Here is a 23,565-nt window from a genome sequence, read left to right on the forward strand (position 1 = left end):
CCAAGATGAGAGCTTTCTCATCTTTAGCTCCTGCGACTTTCACAAACTGTCGGCAGACTTGAGTCATCGACGAGGCAACAGTCTCGTCACCGCCCCGGCGGTTCCCCCTGTAGAAACATGAGATCTGCTCTTCACGGGCCGGTCGCCGCATTTCGGGTAAGTCGGAAGACCCCCGAGCAGATCTCCCCACAGCCCCCGGTTCGTCCCCCCGCCGGGGGCTTTCGGGTGCTCGGCGCTATTCCCAGCGGTATCCCGCTCCGCGAACCGTGGCTATTCGCGCCGCCCCGAACTTCGCCCGGAGATATCGCACGTAGACGTCGACGACATTCGATCCGGGGTCGAAATCCATCCCCCACACACGGCTCAGCAGCTGTTCACGGCTCAACACCTGCCCGGCGTGACGCAGGAACTCCTCGGCCAGGGCGAACTCGCGTGCGCTGAGATCGACGTCGCGGCCGTCGATGCTCGCGCGTCTCCCGCGGACGTCCAAGGTGACGTCGCCGTGCGCGATCGACACAGTGCCCGCCGTAATGGGTTCCCGCAGGCGTGAACGCACCCGCGCCAGCAATTCGTCGAACTTGAACGGCTTGGCCATGTAGTCGTTCGCGCCGGCATCGAGACCGTCCACGGTGTCGCGCGTGCTGGTGCGCGCGGTGAGCATGATCACCGGCACGGGCGATCCCTGCCCGCGGAGGCTGCGCAGCACCTCGAAGCCGTCGAGCGTCGGGAGCCCGACGTCGAGGAGGACCAGGTCGACATCGCCCGAGAGCGCGGTGGTCAACGCGTCGGCCCCGTCGTCGACGGTGGTCGTCTGGTAGCCGGCGGCTTCCAGTCCTTTGGCGACGAACGCCGCGATGCGTTCCTCGTCCTCGGCGATGAGGATGCGTGTCATCCGGTGGCCTCTCGTTGCATGACGACGTCTCCCGCGCGCACGGGCGTCGGGAGATCGGCGGGGGAGTGGGCGCGGCGGAGGGGGATGTGCAGGGTCACCGTGGCCCCGCCTCCCGGCGTGTCCGAGACGGTGCAGTACCCGTCGTGCGCCTTGGCGATGGCATCCACGATCGACAGTCCCAGCCCCGAGCCCTCGACGCCACGGCGCGTGGAGATGCGGTCGAACCGCCGGAAGACGCGATGCCGTGCCGCGGGAGGAATTCCCGGGCCGTGGTCGCGAACCCACAGGTCGGCGCGGGTTTCGTCCGTGCTGCTGCCGATCTCGATCGGCGAGCCCGCGGGGGTGTACTTCGCGGCGTTGTCGGCGAGTTGCAGCCAGGCCTGTACGAGGCGGTCGTGGTCTCCGTGGATGATCCCGCGTCCCCGGGACTCGATGGTCCACCCGTGCTGGGGGATGGCGCTGACGAGCTCGCCGACGCGATCGGTCAGGTCGGCGACATGGATGACCTCGGTCGTGAGCGCACCGGCCTCGACCACGGCCAGGGCGTCGATGTCGTCGACGAGTCGCGAAAGACGGTCGAGTTCGGCGATGCCCAGGTCGCGTGTCTCGGCGACGTCATGGGCGTCGTCCGGATCCATCGTCTCGAGGTGGCCGCGCACGATCGTGATCGGTGTCTTCAGCTCGTGGCGCACGTCGTCGAGCAGCTGTCGTTGCGCCTCGACCGACATCGCCAGACGATCGAGCATCGAATTGACCGACGAGGTGAGGTCGGCGATCTCGTCGTTCCCTTGGCGCGGAAGGCGCGTGCCCAGATCCGCGATGGTGATGGCATCCGTGGTGTCACGCAGCTGACGAAGGGGGGAGAAGAGCAGGCCGGTGACGAACCACCCCGCGACCGCGACGGACAGCAGCACGACGGTGCCGGCGATCGCGAACGTCGTCGTTGACAGCGTGACCAGTTCCATGCGCTGATCGACGGAGATGGCCTGGACGAGCGTCGCATCGCCGAGGGGGACGGCCGCGTACAGCACCTCCCCGTGCTCGCTGGCGAGGCGACCCCGCAGGTCGCCGCGCGCGATGGCATCGGCGACGGCGGGCACGAAGACCGTGTCCTCTGCAAGAGCGAGGCCGGGCGGCGAGGGCGTGCGGGCGAGGACGGTCGATCCCGCCAGGGCGATCGTCCCGTCCGTGCGACCGGGGATGGCGGCGGCCACCAGGTCGACGGCATCCGTTCCGCTCGTCGAGGCCGTGGCTGTGAAGCCGTCGAGCTGCCGCTCGGCGTTGGCGATGACGCGCTCGCTCTGCACGAGGAAGGTCACCCCGCCCGCGATGATGAGCCCGAGCAGGAGGACGCCGAGGATCGAGCCGAGGAGTCGCGCACGCACCGAGACGGGTCTCGGGGTGCGGCTCATCCTTCGATTATGGCGCGCCTCGGCGTCACTTCCTGCGTCGGTCTCGGCGGGATCAGCCCGGGTGCGTCATCGAGAGCAGGTCGAGCTTGGCGTCGAGCACCTCTTCGGTGATCTCGCCGCGCTCGACGTACCCGAGGTCGATGACGGCCTCGCGCACCGTGATGCCCTTGGCGACCGAGTGCTTGGCGATCTTCGCCGCGGCCTCGTATCCGATGACCTTGTTCAGCGGGGTCACGATCGACGGAGACATCCCGGCGAACGCCTCGGCGCGACCGACGTTGGCCTCGAGGCCGTCGATGGTCTTGTCGGCCAGCACACGCATGGCGTTGGACAGCAGGCGGATCGACTCGAGCAGCGCGGTACCCATGACCGGAATCGCGACGTTGAGCTCGAACGAGCCGGAGGCACCGGCCCACGCGACCGTGGCGTCGTTGCCGATCACGCGGGCGCACACCATGAGGGTGGCCTCGGGCACGACCGGGTTGACCTTGCCGGGCATGATCGACGAGCCCGGCTGCAGGTCGGGGATGTGCAGTTCGCCGAGGCCCGTGTTGGGACCAGAGCCCATCCAGCGGATGTCGTTGTTGATCTTCGTCAGCGACACCGCGATCGTGCGGAGGGCGCCGGATGCCTCGACGAGGCCGTCGCGGTTCGCCTGAGCCTCGAAGTGGTCCTTGGCCTCGGTGATCGGGAGCTGCGTCTCGGCGGCGAGCAGCTCGATGACCTTCTGGGGGAAGCCGAGGGGCGTGTTGATGCCCGTTCCGACGGCGGTGCCGCCGAGGGGGACTTCGCCGACGCGGGGGAGGACGGCCTCGACACGCTCGATGCCGAGACGCATCTGTCGCGCGTAGCCGCCGAACTCCTGACCGAGGGTGACGGGGGTGGCATCCATCAGGTGGGTGCGACCCGACTTGACGATGCCCTTCCACGCCTCGGCCTTGGCCTCGAGCGCCGTCGACAGGTGCGCGAGCGCCGGGATGAGGTCGGTGATGAGGGCCTGCGTGACGGCGATGTGCACGGAGGTGGGGAAGACGTCGTTCGACGACTGCGACGCGTTGACGTGGTCGTTGGGGTGGACCGTCGACCCGAGGATGCGCGTCGCGAGGGTCGCCAGGACCTCGTTCATGTTCATGTTCGACGAGGTGCCGCTGCCGGTCTGGTAGGTGTCGACCGGGAAGTGCGCGTCGTGCGTGCCGGCGATGACCTCATCTGCCGCCTGGGCGATGGCATCCGCGATCGAGGCGTCGAGAGTGCCGAGCTCCTTGTTCGCGAGAGCGGCCGCCTTCTTGATGCGCGCGAGAGCGGCGATCTGCGTGGACTCCAGGCCCGAGCCCGAGATCGGGAAGTTCTCGACCGCGCGCTGGGTCTGCGCCGCGTAGAGGGCGTCCTTCGGCACGCGCACTTCACCCATGGTGTCGTGCTCGATGCGGTACTCGATGTCGGTCACGTCGTCGTTCCTCCTGATCGTTCGGTCTGTCTCAGACGCGCGGATCGTCCACGTCGCCCACAATAACGACGGGGAACGCTTCTCCGTCGTCGAGTCGGTAGTTGGCTCCCACGACCGCGATGCGCCCGTCGGCGACGGCTTCGCTGATCAATTCGGAGGCGCGGAGCAGATCGGCGACGGTGTGCCGGAGGTGCTCGCGGCCGACCAGCTCGGGGTCGACGTGATCGGGCAGGTGTCCGTCGACGGCGTTCTCGCGCTGCACGCGCCGCACGGCGGGCACGATCGGTGCGATCTGTCGCCAGATGTAGGCGGGGAGGGTCGGTGCGTCGACACCGGTGCTCTCGATGGCGGCTCCCACGGCGCCGCACGCGTCGTGCGCGAGGACGACGATGAGGGGAACCTCGAGCACACCGACGGCGTATTCGAGGCTGCCGATGACCGAGTCGGAGATGACCTGGCCGGCGTTGCGCACGACGAACAGGTCGCCGAGACCTTCGTCGAAGATGATCTCGGCGGCCAGACGAGAGTCGGAGCAGCCGAAGAGCGCCGCATTGGGGTGCTGCGAGGCGGCGAGTTCGGCGCGACGCTCCACGTCTTGCCGGGGGTGGGCGGGTTCGCCGGCGACGAAGCGTCGGTTGCCCTCGACCATCTGCTCCCACACCTGATGCGGAGACATGCGCTCGCTCACGGAACCTCTCTCAACTGCTCGACCTGGGTGGTGACGGAACCGGCCGCGAGAGCAGCGGTCTCGGGGGCCGCGTCGCCGTAGACGAGCACGTAGTCGGGGCCGGCGGCGGTGGCCAGGGCGTAGTCGATGTTGCCGGTGCCGGAGGGGTTCGCCGGGCGGTAGACGTCCCACGTGATGCCGTCGATGTCGACGGTCTCGGTGCTGCGGGTGCCGTCGAGGACCTGGCCGACCCAGGCCTCATCGGTGTCGAACCCCTGGGCCACGCGGAGGAAGCCCGACTCGCCGGACTTCACGTAGACCATCGTCCACGCCTCGGTGCCGCCGACACCCTCGACGGTCGCCTGGTTGACGCGCCAGCCCTCGCCGAGCGACGGCGACAGCACGGGTCGACCGCGGTCACCCGCGAGGTCGGCGGCCAACGCGGGAACGTCCGGCTCGGGCCGCGGCGCCGGCTCCCCACGAGGAACGGCGGCGATGATGACGAAGACCACGGCCACGGTCACCAGCATCGCCGCTATCAGGTTGCGGAACGTCTTGCTGGAGCGGTATCGCCGCGAAGACTCGGCTTTGCGGGCCGCGGTCTCTTCGGGGGTCTCGGGGCGGCCAAGTTCGGCGACGACGCGTCCCATCAGCTCTCCTCGCCCTCGCCGCGAGCCGCATCGAGGCGGCGCTTGGCGCCGAGGAGCCATTCTTCGCAGCGCGCGTAGAGCTGCTCGCCGCGCTCCCAGAGAGCCAGCGACTCTTCGAGGGTCGGTGCGCCCTGCTCGAGTTCGGACACGACCCGCACCAGTTCGTCGCGGGCCTGCTCGAACGAGAGGGTCGCGACGTCCGCGGAGGGGCCGGGAGTCGTCGCGGTCATGGCATCCATTCTAGGCGGGCCTCGCGGACAGCCCGTCGCCGGGTGCCTCGTCGTCGATGGGATCCGCGAGCTCGCCCTCCGAGCGTGCCGCGACAGCTCCGCGCGCGACGGTGACCGTCAGTGCGGCGCCGGCCGGGGCCTGGCTCGCGTCCCGGACGATCACGCCGCCGTCGAGGTGGGCGATGGCGTATCCCCGCGCGAGGGTCGCCAGGGGCGACAGGGCACGGAGCGCGGTGCTCAACTCCTGCGTGCGTCGACGCTCGCTCTCGAGGCGACGATCGACGATGTCGCGTCCCCTGTTCGACAGCATCCACAGTTCTTGCGCGCGGGAGGTGAGCATCGCGTGCGGGGTGCGCAGCGAGGGGCGTGAGCGGATCTGCTCGAGCTGGGCGATGTCGTGCAGGACACGTTGGGTGAGGCGTCCGGTCAACCTCGCTCGCAACTGGGCGACGAGGGCGCGCTGCTCCGCGACATCGGGGACGACGCGCTTGGCCGCGTCGGTCGGCGTCGATGCGCGGAGGTCGGCGACCTCGTCGAGAAGAGGCCAATCGTTCTCGTGCCCGATGGCGCTGACCACGGGGGTGGATGCCGCCGCCACCGCGCGCACGAGACGCTCGTCGCTGAAGCCGAGCAGCGTCTGCGGATCGCCGCCGCCTCGGGCGATGATGATGACGTCGACCTCGGGGTCGGCATCCAACGCCTTCAGCGCGGCCAGGGTCTCGGGGACGCAGCGGTCACCCTGTACCGCGGCGTAGGTGGTCCGGAAGTTCACGCGCGGCCAGCGCAGTTCCGCATTGCGGTGCACGTCTTTCTCGGCATCCGAGTTCTCCCCGGTGATGAGGCCGATGCAGTGGGGGAGGAAGGGCAGCTTCTTCTTGCGGACCGGGTCGAAGAGACCCTCCGAGCGCAACTGCACCCGCAGACGCTCGAGACGCTCGAGCTGCTCGCCCAGACCGACATGGCGCATCGCCGAGATCGCGAAGGAGAAGTCACCGGTGCGCGGGAAGTAGTCGGCCTTGACGCACGCGACGACATGGTCGCCGACCTGGAAGTCCTTCGGCAGTCGCGCCAGCGTGCTCGACCAGATGCGGAAAGCGACCGTCGACTCGCTGTTCAGATCCTTGAGGCGGCCGAACACGTTGCCGCCGCGCCGGTTGAACGAGGTGATCTCGCCCTCGACCCAGACGGAGCCCCAGCGTTCGATGAACCCGCGGATCGTGTCGTTGAGCCGCGACACCGACGTCGGAGTGTCGGTGCGCGAATCGCGCGGGTGGACCGAATCGGCGGGAGGGGCCTCGCCGGGCACCGTCTCGGGGTGGAACGAGGTCATGAGCTCCTGTGTGGTGGTTCGGCCGTCGTCCAGGGGCGCCCCGGTAGAATCGAGGGGTGAGCACACCTGTCGTCCAACTGCCCGTTCCCCGGATCCCGGGTCGACGTGGCCGGCTCCAGGATATCCCGGTCAAGGGACAGAAGAGGGTGCTGCTGGCCGCTCCTCGCGGTTACTGCGCCGGTGTCGACCGTGCCGTGGTCGCGGTCGAGAAGGCCTTGGACCGCTACGGCGCCCCCGTCTACGTGCGCAAGCAGATCGTGCACAACATCCACGTCGTCACCGAGCTCGAGAAGAAGGGCGCGATCTTCGTCGAGGAAGTCGACGAGGTCCCCGAAGGTTCCCACGTCGTCTTCAGCGCCCATGGAGTGTCGCCGGCCGTCGTCTCTGCCGCCTCCGACCGTGGTCTGCAGGCCATCGACGCGACCTGCCCCCTCGTGACCAAGGTGCACCGCGAAGCCGTGCGCTTCGCGCGCGACGACTTCGAGATCCTGCTGATCGGCCACGACGGTCATGAGGAGGTCGAGGGCACCGCAGGCGAGGCTCCCGAGCACGTCACGGTCGTCAACTCACCCGAGCACGCCGACACCGTCGAGGTGCGTGACCCGTCGAAGGTCGTCTGGTTGTCGCAGACGACTCTCTCGGTCGACGAGACGATGGAGACCGTGCGGCGACTGCGGTTGCGTTTCCCGCACCTGCAGGACCCGCCGTCGGACGACATCTGCTACGCCACTCAGAACCGTCAGGTCGCCATCAAGAAGGTGGCGGTCGGTGCCGATCTGGTCATCGTCGTGGGCTCGGCCAACTCCTCCAACAGCGTGCGCCTGGTCGAGGTCGCTCTGGAGCACGGTGCCAAGGCCGCCTACCGCGTGGACTACGTCGACGAGGTGAAGCAGGAATGGCTCGACGGCGTCGAGACCGTCGGCGTCACCAGCGGTGCCTCGGTTCCCGAGGTCCTCGTCAGTGAGGTGCTGGAAGAACTCGCCGGTGCGGGCTACCGCGATGTCGAAGAGGTGCGCACCGCCGAGGAAGACCTCATCTTCTCGCTCCCGAAGGAATTGCGACAGGATGCCACGGGCCAGCGCGATCAGCGCGCGCTGGGCGGCCGGGGGCGTTCGTGAGCGATCCCGACCCGCGGCCCCGCCCGCAGTTCGGGGAGTACGCCACGCCCGAAGAGCAGCAGGCGCGCATCCAGCGCCCGGAGGTGACCGAGTCGCTCGAGGCGGGCGTCGCGCCCGAGCAGGCGGCTCCCGCGTCGAGCCCGAACCCGCCGGCATCCGCGTCCACCGTTCCCGCCGCGGGCCGGGGGCCGCTCGTGGACCGCGTGATCACCCTGATGCTGCTCGTCTACGGGCTGTTGTCGGTGGTGACCACGATCACGCAGGTGCTCGACTTCCCGAACTACGCCGAGCAGGCGGCCAAGGTCTTGAACATCGATGCGACCTACTCGAACCTCACAGCGGGTTTCGTGTGGGGTGCCGTGGCCGCCGTCATCTACGGCGTCGTGTATCTCATCACAGCCGTGGTCACATGGCGACGGCTGAGGAAGGGGCGCATCTCGTTCTGGGTGCCCCTGGTGGGCTTCGCCGTCGTCACGGTCCTCGGTGGCGCGTGCATCGCTATCGCCCTCGTGAGCGATCCGTCCTACCTCTCGACCCTCATGGACGGCATCGCGAAGTGAACCGCGAAGGCCGGCATCCCGTGTTCTCCTGAGAACAGAAGGAGGAGCCGGCCGTGGTGCGAGATGATCACGCGCGTCTGACCGCGTTGTACGACGCGCACGCCGCACCGGTCTGGCGGTACGTCGTGAGCTTGACGGGCGATCACGCCGGCGCCGACGACGTCGTGCAAGAAACCCTGCTGCGCGCCTGGCGGACTCCGCGCATCATGAGCGATGACCCGGGGTCGTTACGGTCCTGGATGTTCACGGTCGCGCGCAACATCGTCATCGACGAGGCGCGGAGCGCGCGGCGGCGCCACGAGCTGCCGGTCGAGGAACTGCCGGAGTCTGGTCGAGACGACGACACGGATGCCATGTTCGACGCTCTCCTCGTCGAGGAGGCGCTCGCGACGCTGACGCCGGACCACCGCGCCGTCATCGTCAGCGCGTACTACGGCGGTCGAAGCGTCGCACAGTCGGCGGAGGAACTGGGGATTCCCGCGGGGACCGTGAAATCACGGCTGCACTACGCGGTGCGAGCACTGCGGCTCGCGCTGCAAGAGAGGGGCGTGACGCGATGAGCGCCGATCATGAGCGGCTGTCGAGCTGGGACGGCGCCTACGTGCTCGGCGCCCTGTCGGGTGCCGATCGCGCGGAGTACGAGGAGCACCTCGCCGACTGCGCCGCGTGCCGCGAAGCGGTGGCCGAACTCGCGCCGACCGCCGGCCTGCTGTCGCGTCTGTCGGCGGAGCGTGCGCGCGCCATCGACGCCTCGAGTGGCCCTGTGTCCGTGGTGCTTCCCGACCCGTCTCTGCGTGGCCGTGTCGTGCGCACCGCACGGCGACGGCGCGCCCGCCGGATCACGGCGTGGACGCTCGCGGCATCCCTCGCCCTGATCGCGGTGGCCGTGCCCACCGTGATCACCGTGACGAACGCGACCTCCTCCTCGGGCACGGTGTACGCGCTCGACGACGTCGCCGGTGCCCCGCTGGAGGCCTCGGTCAAGCTGACCTCGGTGGCGTGGGGCACCCGTATCGACCTGGTCTGCCAGTACACCGGTGAGGTGCTCGACGCGCCGCCCGGCGGCTGGCCGTATGCGCTCGCGGTCACCGATGACTCCGGGGCCACCTCGGTGCTCTCGACCTGGCGTGCGGGACCGGGCTCGACGACCGAGCTCAGCGCGGGCACCGACCTCGCCGCATCCCGCATCGGGTCCGTGGAGATCCGCTCGATGGACGGCGACCGCGTCGTCATGCGGCGGGACTTCTCCACCCCGTAGCATCGTCGGATGCCACGCCTCGTCGCCGTCTGCGCCGTCCACAGCCTGCACCCCGACGCCGGTTCGGTCGGCGTGACCGCCATCGACAAGCGACCGCTGGAGGGTCCGGTGCGGGTGGGCCCTCTCGGCGTCCGCGCCGACGTGCAGGCGAGCCGCAAGCATCACGGTGGGCGCGACAAGGCCGTCTACGCGTACTCGGCGGCCGACGCCGAGTACTGGCAGAACGAGCTGGGGCGCGATCTGAGTCCCGGGTGGTTCGGTGAGAACCTCCGCGTCGAGGGCATCGACGTGAACGCGGCGCGCATCGGTGAGGTCTGGCGCATCGGCGACACGGTCGAGGTCGAGGTGACCATGCCGCGGACGCCGTGCGCCACGTTCGCGCGGTGGGTGGGTGGCCGCGATGCGCGCGGATGGGTGAAGAGATTCTCGGATGCCGGTCGCCTCGGCGCCTACCTCCGGGTCCGCCGTGCGGGCGACGTCCAGGCGGGGGATGCCATCGAGATCCTGCGGTCGCCCCAGGGGGCGCCCACCGTTCTCGAGGTGTACCGCGGCTGATCCCGCACCCGCCGGCGTCGCCGCCGCCGTGGGGCGCTCGCGCGCACTCCCGGCGACGCGGTGGTTCGCCGCCGTCGTCCCGGCGAGGGGGTGGCTCGCGCTCCGTGTCGACCTCGGCGAAGCGTCCGCCGGGAACGCGCTCGACGCGCATACGGGGCCAGTCCTCGGTCGGTGTGGGGTACGACCGTGCCGCCTCCTGGACGGCGCGGGCGCGGCATCCCGAAACGACGAACGCCCCGGTCGGAGCCGGGGCGTTCGGAGGGGCGAATCGAATCAGCCCTGCGACTTGCCGAAGGAGCCGAGCTGCTTCGTGGCCTCGACCACGCGGACGGCCATCGCCGACTCGGCGACCTTGCCCCACGCGCGCGGGTCGTACTGCTTTTTGTTGCCGACCTCACCGTCGAGCTTCAGCACACCCTCGTAGTTCGAGAACATGTAGCCCGCGATCGAGCGCGTGAAGGCGTACTGCGTGTCGGTGTCGATGTTCATCTTCACGACGCCGTTGGAGACCGCGAGGGCGATCTCCTCGTCGGTCGAGCCGCTGCCGCCGTGGAAGACGAGGTCGAGAGGCTTGGGGCCGGTGCCGAACTTCGCGGCGATACCCTCCTGGATCTCGCCGAGCAGCTCGGGGCGGAGCTTGACGCCGCCCGGCTTGTACACACCGTGCACGTTGCCGAAGGTGAGGGCCGAGATGTAGCGGCCGTTCTCGCCGAGGCCGAGACGCTCGACGGCCTTGGTCACATCGGCGACCGTCGTGTAGAGGGCCTCGTTGGAACCCTCGTGCTGCACGCCGTCTTCTTCGCCGCCGACGACGCCGACCTCGATCTCGAGGATCGCGTGGATGTTGTTGAGCCGGGGGAGGAGCTCGGCAGCGATGTCGATGTTCTCGTCGAGGGGAACAGCCGAACCGTCCCACATGTGCGACTGGAAGATCGGGTTGCGACCCGCCTTGACCTCTTCTTCAGAGGCCTCGAGCAGGGGGATGACGAAGCCGGGGAGCGCGTCCTTCGGGCAGTGGTCGGTGTGCAGAGCCACCGTGATGGGGTAGTTCTTCGCGACCTCGGTCACGTACTTCGCGAAAGCGAGAGCGCCGGTCGCGCGGGCCTTCACCGTGTGGCCGGCGAAGTAGTCGGCGCCGCCGGTGGTGACCTGGAGGATGCCGTCGGAGCCGGCCTCGGTCAGGCCCTGGAGCACCGAGTTGATGGTCTGCGAGCTCGAGACGTTGATCGCGGGGTACGCGAAGCTGCCGGCCTTGGCGCGGTCCAGCATGTCGGCGTACTGCTCAGGGGTGGCGACGGGCATTGTGCTCCTTGTGTCGGTGTGGGGACACCGCCAGCCTAGCGAAGCCGCCGGATCGTGATGAGGGTCGAGGCGGAGGAAGTGTGGGAGTATGCGCTGGCGTTAAGAATCGCGATTCCTTCATCCGCCGAGGGGTCAAATTGGGCGGTTGTCACGACTCCGCTGGCTACAGTGGGCCACATGGTGAGCCTGACATCCGATATGAGCCCGTTGCACCCCGATCGGAACCTGGCTCTCGAGCTGGTCCGGGCCACCGAGGCTGCCTCGATTCGCGCCGTGCCCTTCATCGGGCGCGGAGACAAGGAAGCCGCCGACGGCGCAGCCGTCGACGCGATGCGAGCGTTCTTCAGCACCGTCAACTTCGACGGCACGATCGTGATCGGAGAGGGCGAGAAAGACAACGCGCCCATGCTCTACAACGGCGAGCGTGTCGGCAGCGGCCGGGGGCCGCAGTGCGATGTCGCCGTCGATCCGATCGACGGCACGTCACTGACCGCGGCGGGGCGTCAGAACGCTCTCTCGGTCATTGCCGTCTCCGACCAGGGAACGATGCTGGACGCGTCGAGCGTGTTCTACATGGACAAGCTCGTGACGGGCCCCGCGGGCGTCGGTGTCGTCGACATCCGCCTGCCCATCGGAGAGAACATCCGCCTTCTCGCGAAGGCCCTCGGCAAGCCGGTCGACGAGATCGTCGTATCTGTGCTGAACCGTCCTCGCCACGAACAGCTCATCGCCGACATCCGCGCAGCGGGCGCCGGGACCCGCCTGATGAGCGATGGCGACGTCGCCGGCGGGATCAACGCGGCCCGTCACAATGCCCGTACCGACATGTGTGTCGGTATCGGCGGCAGCCCCGAGGGCATCGTGACGGCGTGCGCGATCAAGGCTCTCGGTGGGCACATCCAGGGTGTCCTCGCGCCGCGCAACGACGACGAGAAGCAGAAGGGTCTGGATGCCGGGCTCAAGGTCGACGGTGAGGTGTACGAGGCCGACGGACTGGTCACGGGGAAGAACACGATCTTCGTCGCCACCGGTGTGACCGATGGCCAGCTCGTGCAGGGTGTTCGCCGCGAGGGCGACTTCCTGTACACCGAGAGCGTCGTGCTGCGCGGCGCTTCGGGCACTCTGCGTCGTATCTCGTCGGAGCACCTCACGTCGAAGTGGCTGTAACGCGCGAGTACCTGCGCGGCACCGCGCGTACGACCCGTCTCCAGCCGGGCCGACGTTGAACGCCCGCGGAAAGCTGTAAGGGACAGGCTTCCTGCGGCGTTTCGCGGACGCTCGACGGCGTGAAACCCGGCGGGGGCCGCGGGAGCGGAACGTCGCCTCGCGCAGGCGAGGCTGGATGGCGTACGCCACGCCACGGCTCCGTGAGAAGCGGATCCGGCGAACGGCTCGCCGGTGGTGCCCTGATGCACACCTACAGCCGGGCGTGTCGTGACGCAAGCGTGACCGGTCCGGCGGGGGTCGTCTGGCAGAATCGTCTGCAGTGTCAACGGCGACGCTGTGTTCTTCCGAGACCCGAAGGGGGATCGTCCATGGCAGCTCCGACGAACCAAGCCGCGCCCCAGACGGGGGCGCATGCGGTCATCGCCGACGCCGTCGACCCTGCCCGCCGTCCCGACGTCCTTCTGCGTGTGCGCCGCGACGAGGGCCACGAGGTGAGCGCCTGGTGGATGGTCGGCGCATTCGTCGGTGCGTCTGCCGCGGTGATCAGCCTCCTGAGTTGGGTCCCCGGCGGGTCGTGATCCCGCGCGGGCCGCGTACCGCTACCGCTCGCCGTCGCTGAGCCCCGCCCGAGCCCGCACGTCGCCGAGGTCGGCGGCCGCGAGAGGCCGGTTCTCGGGGCGTTCTGCGTCGTCGTCCTGCGTGCGGACGGACTGCGCCCCTTCCCTGCCGTCGGAGATGCTTGCGCCCGAGTCGATGAATTCCGGGGCGGCCCAGCGGCGAGGCGTGGCTTCGAGCGCGGTGGGGGCGGCGACGGCATCGAGTTTCGTTTCGTCGATGCCGGGGAACTTCCTCGCCGTGACCAGGACACGCGACTCCAGGGACCCCGCGAACTTGTTGTAGCTGTCGACGGTGCGTTCGATCGCGCGCCGGAGGTCGGTCGCGTGTCCGGCGAGCGTTCCGACTCGTTCGTAGAGCTCGGTGCCGAGGGTGAAGAGGGTGCGAGCCTCGTCGGACACGTCCTGCTGGGTCCAGGTGAAGGCGACGGTCTTCAGCACCGCCCACAGGTTGACCGGCGAGGCCAGCGCCACCCGGCGCGAGAAGGCGTAGTCGAGCAGGGTCGGGTCTTCGTCGAGGGCCGAGGACAGGAGCGATTCGCTCGGGATGAAGCACACGACGAACTCGGGGCTGCTCTCCAGTCCCGCCCAATAGGTTTTGCGGGCAAGGGCGTCGACGTGCGCCCGCACCGCCTTCGCGTGACGGGTGAGCAACGTCGCCCGGCGCGCGCCTTCATCGCCGTGCGCGGTGACCGGGATGGCACTGGCCTGCAGGTAGGCGTCGAGGGGGACCTTGGCATCCACCGCGAGGGCCTTTCCGCCGGGGAGGCGAACGACCATGTCGGGCCGGCCCGCGCCCGCGTCGGAGGAGACGGACGCCTGGAGGTCGAAATCGACGTAGCGGGTGAGCCCCGCCGCCTCGACGACGCGGCGCAGCTGGGTCTCGCCCCACACACCGCGCGTACTGCCGGAGCGCATCGCCGACGCCAGCGCCTCGGTCGTCGCCCGCAACGCCTCGTCGGCCTCACGGGATTGGCGCAGTTGCTCGCCGAGTGCCGAATACTGCTCGACGCGGTCGCGCTCGAGCCCATCGACCTTGCGCTGCATGGCGTCGAGGGTCTCTCGTACCGGGTCGAGGGCGCGCAGGACCGTCTGGTCGCGGCGCTCGCGCTCTTCCCGGGCAGCTTGGTCGCTGCGCGTCTGCCCGACCAGCTCGCGGTACAGGCCGATCTGGTGGTCGAGCTGCGCCTGGAGCCCCGCGCGTGCGGCGTCGGCGGCGGCCACCCGCGCCGACAGCTCACCGCGTTCGAGCGTTGTACGCGCTGCGGATCGAGCGGCCCCGACGAACCACCCGCCGACGGCACCCAGCGCCAGGGCGAGGATCACGAGAACGAGGGCGATGGCATCCATGGGGTCAGCATGCACCAGACCTCCGACATCGCCGGAAAGACGGGCCGGGAAGGCTCAGGCGACGGCGCGCTCGACCACCGGCTCGGCGGCGATCTGCGAGATCCGGACCCCCAGGTGAGCGGCGAGGGCGTGCACGTCGTCGGCCCCGGCGCGGCGCGCGCAGTCGATGGTGATCTCCGCGCAGGCAACGGCATCCGCGAGTGCATCGTGATGCGCGAAGGGCGAGCAGCCGGCCTCCTCGGCCACCAGCGGGAGCCGATACGAGGCGAGGGTGTACGTCTTGCGCGACATCTGGACGCTGCACAGGTAGCGGTAGGGCGGGCAGGCGTCGCCGGTGGTGGCGCACGCGCGACGAAGGACCGACATGTCGAAACCGGCGTTGTGGGCGACAAGGACGTCCGCACCCGCGAAGGCCGTGAGCCGCGCGAGCTGCGTGCTCCAGTCGGGGGCGTTCACGACGTCGGCGGGCTGGATGCCATGAATCCCGACGTTGATCGGGGCGAAATGGTCGTGGCCCGGAGGCGGTTTGATGAGCCAGGCGGCGGTGGCGACGACGCGGCCGTCGCGGACCCGGGCGAGACCGACCGCACAGGCCGAGGCTCCGCTGGAGTTCGCCGTCTCGAAGTCGATCGCCGTGAAGTCCAGTCCCACGCCTCCACCCTCACCCGCGGAACCGCCGACACGGAGAGGCGCGCCGGGGCGAGTGGCATCCCGTGGCTGCGGCGGGCACCGTTCAGGCGGATCGATGTGTGGGAAGCAGTGTGTCGAGTCGCTCCGCAGGATGAGAGGAGTGCGAGCCGTCGTGCGGAGCCGGGGCCGGACACGCCGGAACGTCACCGACGACACACCGGATCGCGGCGGGAACTCCGCACGACGGAGCGCGGTGGTGGTGTCGGACGGGCAGCGTAGGGTCGGGGCATGACCGATCGCGAGAAGTCGACGTCGTTCGGACAGGCGGCATCCGCCTACGAATCCGGGCGACCCGGGTACCCGAACGAAGCTGTGGCGTGGCTGCTCGAGTCCGTCCGCGAGCCGGGGCGCGCGCTGCGCGTCGCCGATGTGGGTGCCGGCACCGGCAAGCTCACGCGTGCCGTCGTCGAGCTGGGCGCCGACGTGGTGGCCGTGGATCCGGATGCCGACATGCTCGCGACGCTGCGCGCCGGCGTCCCCGGCGTGCCCACGTTCGTCGGGACGGCCGAGAGCCTCCCGCTCCCCGACTCCGGCCTCGACGCCGTGGTCATGGGTCAGGCGTGGCACTGGGTCGATGTCGAGCGGGCGTCGCGCGAGGTCGCTCGCGTCCTGCGCAGCGGGGGAGCGCTGGGCCTCATCTGGAACATCCGCGACGACAGCGTCGATTGGGTGCGGCGGCTCACCGCGGCGATGGGTGGCTCGAATGCCGAGGTGCTCCTCGCGACGACCGGACCCCGCGTCGCCGATCCGTTCGCTGAGCTGGAGCACCGCGAGTGGCGATGGGAACGGACGATCACTCTCGACCAGTTGCGCGACCTCGTCGTGTCGCGCAGCGACATCATCACGGCGAGCCCGGACAAGCGCGCGGGCATCGACGCCGCGGTCGACGGAGTCGTGGCATCCCTCCCTGAACTCGCCGACGGCGGGTCGATCGCGCTGCCCTATGTGACCCACGCGTTCCGCGCCCGCCGGCCGTGACGCCGTGAGCGACGCGCGGGCCGGGTAACCTGGACTCCCGTGGCTCTTACCATCGGAATCGTCGGCCTTCCCAACGTCGGAAAGTCGACCCTCTTCAACGCCCTGACCAAGAACTCGGTGCTCGCGGCGAACTACCCGTTCGCCACCATCGAGCCCAACGTCGGGGTCGTGAACCTTCCCGATGTCCGCCTGCAGCGGCTCGCCGATGTCTTCGGCAGTGAGCGTCTCGTGCCCGCCGCGGTGTCGTTCGTCGACATCGCCGGGATCGTGCGCGGGGCGAGCGAGGGTGAGGGTCTCGGCAACCAGTTCCTCGCGAACATCCGTGAGGCGGATGCCATCGCCCAGGTCGTCCGCGGATTCGCCGACGACGACGTGGTCCACGTCGACGGAGCCGTGAACCCGGCGAGCGACATGGAGACCATCAACGCCGAGCTGCAGCTCGCCGACCTCCAGACGCTGGAGAAGGCGATCACGCGCTACGAGAAAGAGGTCAAGGGCAAGAAGCTCGATCCCTCGGTGCTCGACGCCGCGAAGGCCGCGCAAGATGCCCTGCAGCGCGGCGTGCTGCTGTCGGCATCCGGTCTCGACCTCTCGCCGATCCGCGAACTCGGCCTGCTCACGGCCAAGCCGTTCATCTTCGTGTTCAACGTCGACGAGGCCGTGCTCACCGACCAGTCTCGCAAGGACGAGCTGTCCGCGCTGGTCGCGCCCGCGAAGGCCGTGTTCCTGGACGCCAAGATCGAGTCCGAGCTGATCGACCTCGACCCCGAGGATGCCGCCGAGCTGCTCGTCTCCACCGGCCAGGATGAGTCGGGCCTCGACCAGCTCGCCCGCATTGGCTTCGACACCCTCGGCCTGCAGACCTACCTCACGGCCGGTCCGAAGGAAGCGCGCGCGTGGACGATCCCGCAGGGTGCGAAGGCCCCGCAGGCGGCCGGTGTGATCCACACGGACTTCGAGAAAGGCTTCATCAAGGCGGAGGTCATCTCGTTCGCCGACCTCGTCGAGCTCGGCTCGGTCGCCGAGGCTCGCGCGAAGGGCAAGGCGCGCCTCGAGGGCAAGGACTACGTCATGCAGGACGGCGACGTGGTGGAGTTCCGCTTCAACAACTGAATGGCGCGAAGGTCGCTGAACTAGCGACGCGAGCTGAACGTGCTTACACAGCCCCTGGTCTAGTCGAGGAGAATCGCTTCGAGCGTTTCTTTCATCCCGGCTGGTTCGAAGCTCGATTGCACCATCCTGTCGAGAACGACATTCGTGAACGCTTCATAATTCACGGTGGTGTTGTCGCGTACGAATCGCTTCAGAATGTTTCGACCAGGGAGTTCTGCTAGCCAAGCGTCTGATTCGCACGCTTCATGTAGACGACGCCTTTCCCGATCGAGCTGAGCCTCTACAGCACCAACGGTGGTCGCATTGGTCAAGATTTCGATTCGTGCGGCGCTCGCCCGCATGGACGACGCTAGATCTTCGGCGGCGGTAGTGCCTGCACGGGCTCCAACACGCAGAGAGGTGACAGCCCGATCATTGAGGTCAGCTCGAACCAGTTGCAGGGCTATCTCATCGACGATCTCGCGCGCGGCGATGCGTAGCGCTTCCAGAGCGCCTTCGTCGCTACCGAATGGGTCGTTACCGGTCAGGGCCTGTACGGCTTGCCGAATGTATAGCGGCTCCACGAGATAGTTCTCGATGTGATACCGGTCCCACTGCTTGACGTGGCTAATATCGCTTTCAGGATCGCGATCACGGTCCGTCACGCTGTAGAAGCGGTTTGACTGGCCGAGCTGGCTCGATGCACTAGCCAAGAGTCCATAAAGGCCGCGCACACGACTCTTAGATCCGCCACTAACTAGGTTCACCCGCTTAGCTATGTCGGGAAACAGGCGTCGCACGACCGTCACGTCAAATCCGTCGCCGCTATCTGACTCGCCCTCCAGAATGACGACCTTCGCCGTTGGCCGATACGCGGCTAGGTCGCCGACGAGATCGATGACTGCTCGGTCGAGTTCATCGTTCAGGTGGATCGGATTAGCCTGGTTTTGGTTGCTGTCGCTAGCCGACGCGGGCGTCATGTGAAAAACGCGGTAATTGGCGTTGCCTACGGCCTGACGCAGGAGCGTGTCTGAGTGAGTGACCAACCAAAGTTGATTGTCCTGGGCGACGCCCAGGTGTCGGTAATAGAAATCAGCAAACCCATGGAGTAGTCCTGGATTCAGGTGCAACTCTGGTTCATCCAGCAGAATGATCGAACCACGAGGGGTCGCGTTACGAAGCCGAAGGTATCCGTAGAGGATTTCCTTCTCCCCGGAACTGAGATCGTCTATATCGTGTGATCCGCCTCCTGGCACCTCTACAGGAAACTCCAGGCTTCCACCGTCCAGTGGGCGCACGCCTGCGTAACGCTTGTCCGGGAAGAATGTCCGAAACAACTCGGACAGTGTGTCGTTGACGCTTTCGCCGTTTGGCTCGTTTCCCGACTCTCTCGCGATCAGATCGCGTATGTAGCTGGACGCGAGCTCGGTCTTAATGTCCTGATACTTAGCCTGCCAGTTGTAAAGACCAGATTGTCGCCGCTGATCTTCAAACGCCCGCGTGTCTAGGGTTACGCCACCGAGGTCCTGGCGAGTGTAAGTGCGCGACGCGCTGTGGTACTCGATGGTTCCAATCGCATGTGGTGCATAGGTCTGGAACGCCAGCTGCGCGATGACGGAGTCCTGTAGTACGAGATCCCCGCTGGGGCGAATGGTCACCGCAAGCTCCTGGACAGCGGCTGCAGCGCGAACTGCCGCACCGAGACGCTGGATCACCTGGTCAAGTTGTGGCTGAAAGGCTGCAATCTGAGTTGCAACGGAGACTCGGCTAAAACTCCAATGGTCGGTTGCCTGTCCTGTCACCTCCTGCCAAGCGAGAGGGAACGCGAGTTCCTCAGCGTTCTGCTGAATATACCGAAGCTCTGACGCTGATAGCTCCAGTTGTGCGCGCACCTCCAAAGCGCGATCTGGGTCGCGAAACATTCTTCGGAGTGCGTGTCGGTCTTGAAGGTTGATGGCGAATTCGCCGAACCATTGATGGTACTCGTTCGCTGAATACCCGCCGTACAAGGACTTGAGTAGTCGAACCGCATCGAACACACACGACTTGCCGGATCCGTTTTGCCCCGCGATCATCACGAAGCTCGAAAGCTCCTCGACTTCGAAGCGTTCGACCGCCCGAAGATTCGACACCAGCAAGCTATTGAAGCGCATGTTCTCCCCTTCGACGATTGCCCTCACGCTCTGTGCTGCCACGGTAGCGACTTTCTGCGGCACGGACCCTGATTGACACTCGTGCAGCTCCCGTCCTAGTTCGGTATTCAAGTGCCCGGGGTGGCGATGATTGATCGGTGATCCAGGCGAGACAGGGAGCGGTTGACCTGACGCCTATCGGGGCTCAGGCGCCGGCGGTAACGGTCCGGGCTTGCGGCCACGCCTCCGACATCCGGAAAGGCAACGGAGCGCGGAAGGTTCCAGACCACGGGCAAATCGGCGGTATCTCTCAAGCTGAACATCGCGACCCGTCGCGCATATGCGCCTATCGACGGCGTAGCGTGGTGGACTTCCGCTTCAACAACTGAGCGTTTCGACGGGGGATCCCCATGATCCGTGGCAACAGGGCGTCCTTCAGCGTCTCCAGCGACACGAAGACGGTGGGCGAGATCTCCGCCCTGCTGGGGATGCAGCCAGACCGTTGGGGTGACAGAGGAGATCTCACTCCCGCGGGGCGGGCTGGTCGGAGTTCTTCACCGGAGCGTCTGACGTACGAGCGGACCTTCTGGTCGCTCACCGAGACCGTCTATGACCCGGGCGCCGACGATCAGACCGGCTTTTCTGCGCTGAGGGCGCTGGTGAGAAAACTCGAGCCCAGAGCTGAGGCTCTCGCTGAGCTCCGCCACGACGGGGACACCGTGCTGTGGTGGTCGGGAGACTCCGACAGCACGCAAGGCGGATTCGTGCTGGAGGAAGACCTGATTCGCGGCCTGGCGACACTGGGATGCTCCCTCTACGGGACCGCATACCTAGATGGGGACGAGGCGGAGCACCCGCCGAGCGACGGTGACGCGGCGGTGTTCCAGCCCGACATCTGATCGGGTGGACGCCGGTCATAGGGCCAGGGCCTGACCTCAGCCCCGAGCCGACACCTCCGACGCCCCCACCGCGACCCGCGCCCGGTGTGCGAGCTTCGCTGCATCGATGCCCGGCCACCCGTGCAGTCCCTCCGTGTACGAAGCGGGAAGCGCCTCGGCTCCCCAGACGGCACCGGCGAGAGACCCGGCGATCGCGGCGACCGTGTCGGTGTCGTTGCCTCCGCGGATCGCCCGCTCGATGGCATCCAGGGGTCCGCTGGCGCCGCCGACAGCGGCCAGCGCGCCCTGGAAGGCCCGCACGACCCAGCCGTTCGCCTCACGGAAGTCGCGCGGATGCGCGCCCGGAGCGAGAGCGTCGTCGATGAACGCAGCCCAGCGATCGCGACGGCTCGAGGGCACCACCTCCAGCTGCCCGCGCATGTCGAGATCGCCGGTCAGGATGCCGTGGCGGATCGCCGCACACCAGAGCGCGCACGCGTCGATGTTGTCGTCTTCCCAGTGGGTGAGCTGGGCGACGGCGGCTGCGGCGGCTGTCAACTCATCCGCGGGGCGGTCGAGGTACCCGAGCGCGACGGGACCGGTACGCATGAGCGAGCCGTTGCCTCCGCTGCGCCCGGTCTCACCATGGACCGCGCGAGAGGCGGAGCGGATGGCACCCAATTCCGCGGGCGCGGGGATCCGGCCGAGGACGTGGCGGGTCTGCGCACCCACGTCGAGGGCGGTCCGCGCCCAGCCCTGCCACGCGGCGACGATGCGCTCGAGAGCGCCGGGGTCGGTGAGCCGTCGGCCGGCGGCGAGCTCGTCGAGCACGGGGACGGCCATGCTCGTGTCGTCGGTCCACTCCGCGAGTCCGTGGCCGAAATGTCCCAGGCCGAACACAGGCGTCACCTCGTCGGGGAGGGACGGGCCGAACTCGTAGGCGGAGCCCAGGGCGTCGCCGACGGCCGAGACGATCACGGTTCCGACAGCGCGGTCCATCTGCGCGGGGGAGAGGTGTGCCATCGCACCAGCGTACGAGGAGGCTGCTCGCCCTGCCTCGCGCGATGCTGGTCACCGCGCGCGGTCCGTGTCACGATCAGGCATGACCTACGCCGTCGTCTCGATCCACTCTCCTCGATCCGAACACCGCGACGTGGTCGTGGACTCGATGCAGAGGTACAGTCGCGTCGCTCGAGAGAAGCAGGGACTCCTCTGGACGGGCGTGGTCGACGACGGCAGCGGACGGCTGGTGGGTATCGCCCTCTGGGAATCCGAGGATGCCGCGGCGGCGGCGAGACCAGCCTTGATGGACGAGGTCGGCGGTGATCCGTTCGATGAGTGGGACGCTCGTCCGATCGAAGGCTTCCGCGGACACGTCATCTGACCGAACGATGTCGTGCCCGGTTGCCGCGACATCCGTAAACTGTCGGCCGTGAACGCGCCGAACCCTCGCACCGCCTTCGTCCCGCCCGGTTGGGGAACGCCCTTCGCGTCGCGCAAGCGGCTGCGGTTGCTCCCCGCCGAGATGTTCAACCGGACCTTCGAGCGAGCGCCCGACGATTGGTTGCACGTCGCTCCGCTGCGCAAACCGCCGCTCATCCTGACGATCGCGTTCGCGCTCATCACGCTGATGAGCGGGTGGATCGTGTGGGCGGTGCTCGCCCAGGCGGGAACGACGCCGTCGATGCAGGGCCCCATGCCGTACGTGATCGCCGTGATGTTCGGCATCCTGGGGCTGTTCTCCGTCTTCGTGTTCCTGAATCTCCTCGCGGCGTCGAGGAGCCGCGCGTCGTGGGGCAACCGTCAGTGCGTGGCCGTGGGACGCAGCGGAATCGCCGTGCGGTTCCAGGGCGCTGCGGTGAACATCCCGTGGAACGAAGTGACCGCAATCTGGGCGACGACGACGAACTCGACGGGAGCGTCGCGAGCCCGCCTGATCAAGACACCCGTGCTGCGGATCGAGCGTGACACGGGCGACGGAACGGAGGGCGTGCAGGGCACCTGGAACATCGCTCCGTTCGCTCTGGATGCCGCCCCGCAGGCGACGTATGCCGCGCTGCACTTCTACTGGGTGAACGTCGGCGCTCGTCGCGAGCTCGGGACCACCCTGGCGCAGCAGCGAATCGACGGATTCGCCGGCTACGCCCCGACGACGGTCGCCCCGCGCGGCTAACCCGCCACCTGCTGCGGGCGTCCCTCGGCTCGGGGCGCCAGCCTCTCGACGAGCGGCATGTGCGCTGCGGGCACCGCCCACCGACTGTGCAGCACCGCGAAGACACCGAGGGCGATGAAACCCGTGAGCAGCTTGTCGGTGACCGACGTGACGATGTTCGCGGAGAACACCGACACGAAGAACGGCAATCGGGTGGCCTCCAGTGACAGCACCGCGAGTTCCGAGGCGTGACCTTCTCCGCCGTGGAACACCGCGATCACGATCGGAGTCGCGACGAGCGAGCACGCGAGCGCCGCGGCGAGGTTCAGCGTGACGAAGCCGGTGAGCCGCGACCCCAGCCGGAGGCGTCGGATGCCGTAGCCCCACACGAGAGCGCCGACGACGTTGACGGGCGTGAACGGAATCGTCGACGGGTCGCCCGTGAGGAATCCGAGACCGTTGGAGGCGACCGCGACGGCGACACCCGACCAGGGGCCGAGCACGAGGGCCGCGACGGCGGTTCCGACCATATCGAGGTACATCGACAGCTTGAAGACGTGGACCGTGAAAAGGCCGAGCAGGTTCACGGCGACGCAGGACACGAGCAGGGCGGCTACGGAGACGGGATGCCACGCGCGACCGAGCGCAGGAGCAGCCAGCGCGGGCGCGACGACCCGCGGAGGACCGCTCCCACGGGAGCGAGCGGACGCTTCGGCGACTCGGCGCGCCGAACGGCACCGGCGCACCCACCCGTCGGCCGCGTCGTCGTCCGCCCCGAGCGCACGGACGACGTCTCGCACCAGCAGCGGGTCCATGCGGGCCCGTCCGGGTTGAAAGACGTTGTAGACGGTGGAGCGCGCAGGTGCCGCTGCCGCCGCGGACATTCCCCGACCGAGGCGCAGCTCGGTGATCAGCCGCACGAGTTCGGCGTAGGAGACCGGGCCGGCTTCGTCGCGCAGCGCCTGGAGGTCGGCCGCGATCCGATCGAAGGAGTCCTCCCCGCTCTTCCGCTCGTCCGCGTCGTCCCCCGAAATCCCCACCTGCCATTTATGCCATATGACGGTGCTCAAGCCGACCCCGGACGGGGGCCG

At 68.2% G+C, this 23,565-nt stretch carries 25 protein-coding genes; 12 read left to right on the forward strand and 13 right to left on the reverse strand.

Annotation, left to right across the window (positions count from 1 at the left end; genetic code table 11):
- Positions 1–235: 235 nt before the first annotated feature.
- The 7 genes from PIR02_14305 to xseA are packed head-to-tail and all read right to left on the reverse strand — an operon-like array spanning position 236 to position 6,628.
- Positions 236–892, reverse strand: a complete 657-nt coding sequence (locus PIR02_14305) for a response regulator transcription factor (protein WZH35926.1) — start codon at positions 890–892, stop codon at positions 236–238.
- Positions 889–2,304, reverse strand: a complete 1,416-nt coding sequence (locus PIR02_14310) for a HAMP domain-containing sensor histidine kinase (GenBank protein WZH35927.1) — start codon at positions 2,302–2,304, stop codon at positions 889–891. The genes PIR02_14305 and PIR02_14310 overlap by 4 nt, the downstream gene beginning before the upstream one ends.
- A gap of 52 nt (positions 2,305–2,356) precedes the next feature.
- Positions 2,357–3,751, reverse strand: a complete 1,395-nt coding sequence (locus PIR02_14315; protein ID WZH35928.1) for a class II fumarate hydratase — start codon at positions 3,749–3,751, stop codon at positions 2,357–2,359.
- 31 nt (positions 3,752–3,782) lie between these two features.
- Positions 3,783–4,427, reverse strand: coding sequence for a carbonic anhydrase (locus tag PIR02_14320; GenBank protein WZH39019.1), 645 nt, complete (start codon positions 4,425–4,427; stop codon positions 3,783–3,785).
- An 8-nt stretch (positions 4,428–4,435) separates the two neighbouring features.
- Positions 4,436–5,068, reverse strand: a complete 633-nt coding sequence (locus tag PIR02_14325) for a DUF4245 family protein (GenBank protein WZH35929.1) — start codon at positions 5,066–5,068, stop codon at positions 4,436–4,438.
- Positions 5,068–5,298, reverse strand: a complete 231-nt coding sequence (locus tag PIR02_14330) for an exodeoxyribonuclease VII small subunit (GenBank protein WZH35930.1) — start codon at positions 5,296–5,298, stop codon at positions 5,068–5,070. The genes PIR02_14325 and PIR02_14330 overlap by 1 nt, the downstream gene beginning before the upstream one ends.
- Before the next feature lie 10 nt (positions 5,299–5,308).
- Entirely contained in the window at positions 5,309–6,628 is a 1,320-nt protein-coding gene (gene xseA / locus PIR02_14335; protein WZH35931.1) for an exodeoxyribonuclease VII large subunit, read from the reverse strand.
- A gap of 56 nt (positions 6,629–6,684) precedes the next feature.
- Here xseA and PIR02_14340 point away from each other — a divergent pair, with 56 nt between their 5' ends.
- From PIR02_14340 to PIR02_14360, 5 genes are read left to right on the forward strand one after another with little or no spacing between them, the layout of a single operon-like run.
- Entirely contained in the window at positions 6,685–7,746 is a 1,062-nt protein-coding gene (locus PIR02_14340; GenBank protein WZH35932.1) for a 4-hydroxy-3-methylbut-2-enyl diphosphate reductase, read from the forward strand.
- On the forward strand, positions 7,743–8,306 hold the full coding sequence (locus PIR02_14345; GenBank protein ID WZH35933.1) for a DUF6264 family protein: 564 nt from the start codon (positions 7,743–7,745) through the stop codon (positions 8,304–8,306). Before PIR02_14340 ends, PIR02_14345 begins: the two co-directional genes overlap by 4 nt.
- Positions 8,307–8,359: 53 nt before the next feature.
- Positions 8,360–8,866: a sigma-70 family RNA polymerase sigma factor gene (locus PIR02_14350; protein ID WZH35934.1), complete on the forward strand. Its 507-nt coding sequence runs from the start codon at positions 8,360–8,362 to the stop codon at positions 8,864–8,866.
- On the forward strand, positions 8,863–9,564 hold the full coding sequence (locus tag PIR02_14355) for a zf-HC2 domain-containing protein (protein WZH35935.1): 702 nt from the start codon (positions 8,863–8,865) through the stop codon (positions 9,562–9,564). The genes PIR02_14350 and PIR02_14355 overlap by 4 nt, the downstream gene beginning before the upstream one ends.
- A 9-nt stretch (positions 9,565–9,573) precedes the next feature.
- Positions 9,574–10,119: an MOSC domain-containing protein gene (locus tag PIR02_14360; GenBank protein WZH35936.1), complete on the forward strand. Its 546-nt coding sequence runs from the start codon at positions 9,574–9,576 to the stop codon at positions 10,117–10,119.
- 273 nt (positions 10,120–10,392) lie between these two features.
- Here PIR02_14360 and fbaA read toward each other — a convergent pair whose 3' ends face one another.
- On the reverse strand, positions 10,393–11,421 hold the full coding sequence (gene fbaA / locus PIR02_14365) for a class II fructose-bisphosphate aldolase (GenBank protein WZH35937.1): 1,029 nt from the start codon (positions 11,419–11,421) through the stop codon (positions 10,393–10,395).
- Between the two features lie 177 nt (positions 11,422–11,598).
- On the opposite strand from fbaA, the gene glpX reads away from it, so the two are divergent.
- The gene (gene glpX / locus PIR02_14370; GenBank protein WZH35938.1) at positions 11,599–12,588 is read left to right on the forward strand and encodes a class II fructose-bisphosphatase; all 990 of its coding nucleotides are present in this window, start codon (positions 11,599–11,601) and stop codon (positions 12,586–12,588) included.
- 368 nt (positions 12,589–12,956) lie between these two features.
- Entirely contained in the window at positions 12,957–13,166 is a 210-nt protein-coding gene (locus PIR02_14375) for a UDP-N-acetylmuramyl pentapeptide phosphotransferase (GenBank protein WZH35939.1), read from the forward strand.
- Positions 13,167–13,187: 21 nt separating this feature from the next.
- Here the strand turns inward: PIR02_14375 and PIR02_14380 are convergent, their stop codons facing one another.
- Together PIR02_14380 and PIR02_14385 are read right to left on the reverse strand one after the other, a co-directional pair.
- Positions 13,188–14,552 (reverse strand): DNA recombination protein RmuC, encoded by a 1,365-nt coding sequence (locus tag PIR02_14380; protein WZH35940.1) that lies wholly within the window; start codon positions 14,550–14,552, stop codon positions 13,188–13,190.
- A 54-nt stretch (positions 14,553–14,606) separates the two neighbouring features.
- On the reverse strand, positions 14,607–15,203 hold the full coding sequence (locus tag PIR02_14385) for a 3'-5' exonuclease (GenBank protein WZH35941.1): 597 nt from the start codon (positions 15,201–15,203) through the stop codon (positions 14,607–14,609).
- A 267-nt stretch (positions 15,204–15,470) separates the two neighbouring features.
- Between PIR02_14385 and PIR02_14390 the strand changes: the two genes are divergently transcribed.
- Together PIR02_14390 and ychF are read left to right on the forward strand one after the other, a co-directional pair.
- Positions 15,471–16,220, forward strand: a complete 750-nt coding sequence (locus PIR02_14390) for a class I SAM-dependent methyltransferase (protein WZH35942.1) — start codon at positions 15,471–15,473, stop codon at positions 16,218–16,220.
- 39 nt (positions 16,221–16,259) lie between these two features.
- Positions 16,260–17,333: a redox-regulated ATPase YchF gene (gene ychF / locus PIR02_14395; GenBank protein WZH35943.1), complete on the forward strand. Its 1,074-nt coding sequence runs from the start codon at positions 16,260–16,262 to the stop codon at positions 17,331–17,333.
- 59 nt (positions 17,334–17,392) lie between these two features.
- Here the strand turns inward: ychF and PIR02_14400 are convergent, their stop codons facing one another.
- Complete coding sequence (locus PIR02_14400) at positions 17,393–19,507, reverse strand: AAA family ATPase (protein ID WZH35944.1); 2,115 nt, start codon at positions 19,505–19,507, stop codon at positions 17,393–17,395.
- 347 nt (positions 19,508–19,854) lie between these two features.
- Here PIR02_14400 and PIR02_14405 point away from each other — a divergent pair, with 347 nt between their 5' ends.
- A complete protein-coding gene (locus tag PIR02_14405; protein ID WZH35945.1) occupies positions 19,855–20,343 on the forward strand; it encodes a DUF4279 domain-containing protein in 489 nt (162 codons plus the stop codon).
- A gap of 36 nt (positions 20,344–20,379) precedes the next feature.
- Here the strand turns inward: PIR02_14405 and PIR02_14410 are convergent, their stop codons facing one another.
- Positions 20,380–21,345, reverse strand: coding sequence for an ADP-ribosylglycohydrolase family protein (locus PIR02_14410; GenBank protein WZH35946.1), 966 nt, complete (start codon positions 21,343–21,345; stop codon positions 20,380–20,382).
- Positions 21,346–21,424: 79 nt separating this feature from the next.
- On the opposite strand from PIR02_14410, the gene PIR02_14415 reads away from it, so the two are divergent.
- Complete coding sequence (locus PIR02_14415; protein ID WZH35947.1) at positions 21,425–21,706, forward strand: hypothetical protein; 282 nt, start codon at positions 21,425–21,427, stop codon at positions 21,704–21,706.
- 48 nt (positions 21,707–21,754) lie between these two features.
- Positions 21,755–22,495, forward strand: coding sequence for a hypothetical protein (locus tag PIR02_14420; protein WZH35948.1), 741 nt, complete (start codon positions 21,755–21,757; stop codon positions 22,493–22,495).
- On the opposite strand, the gene PIR02_14425 is transcribed toward PIR02_14420, so the two are convergent.
- Positions 22,492–23,514: an ECF transporter S component gene (locus PIR02_14425; GenBank protein WZH35949.1), complete on the reverse strand. Its 1,023-nt coding sequence runs from the start codon at positions 23,512–23,514 to the stop codon at positions 22,492–22,494. The genes PIR02_14420 and PIR02_14425 overlap by 4 nt on opposite strands.
- Between the last annotated feature and the right edge of the window lie 51 nt (positions 23,515–23,565).

Source organism: Microbacterium enclense (assembly GCA_038182865.1).
Lineage (GTDB): Bacteria > Actinomycetota > Actinomycetes > Actinomycetales > Microbacteriaceae > Microbacterium > Microbacterium enclense_B.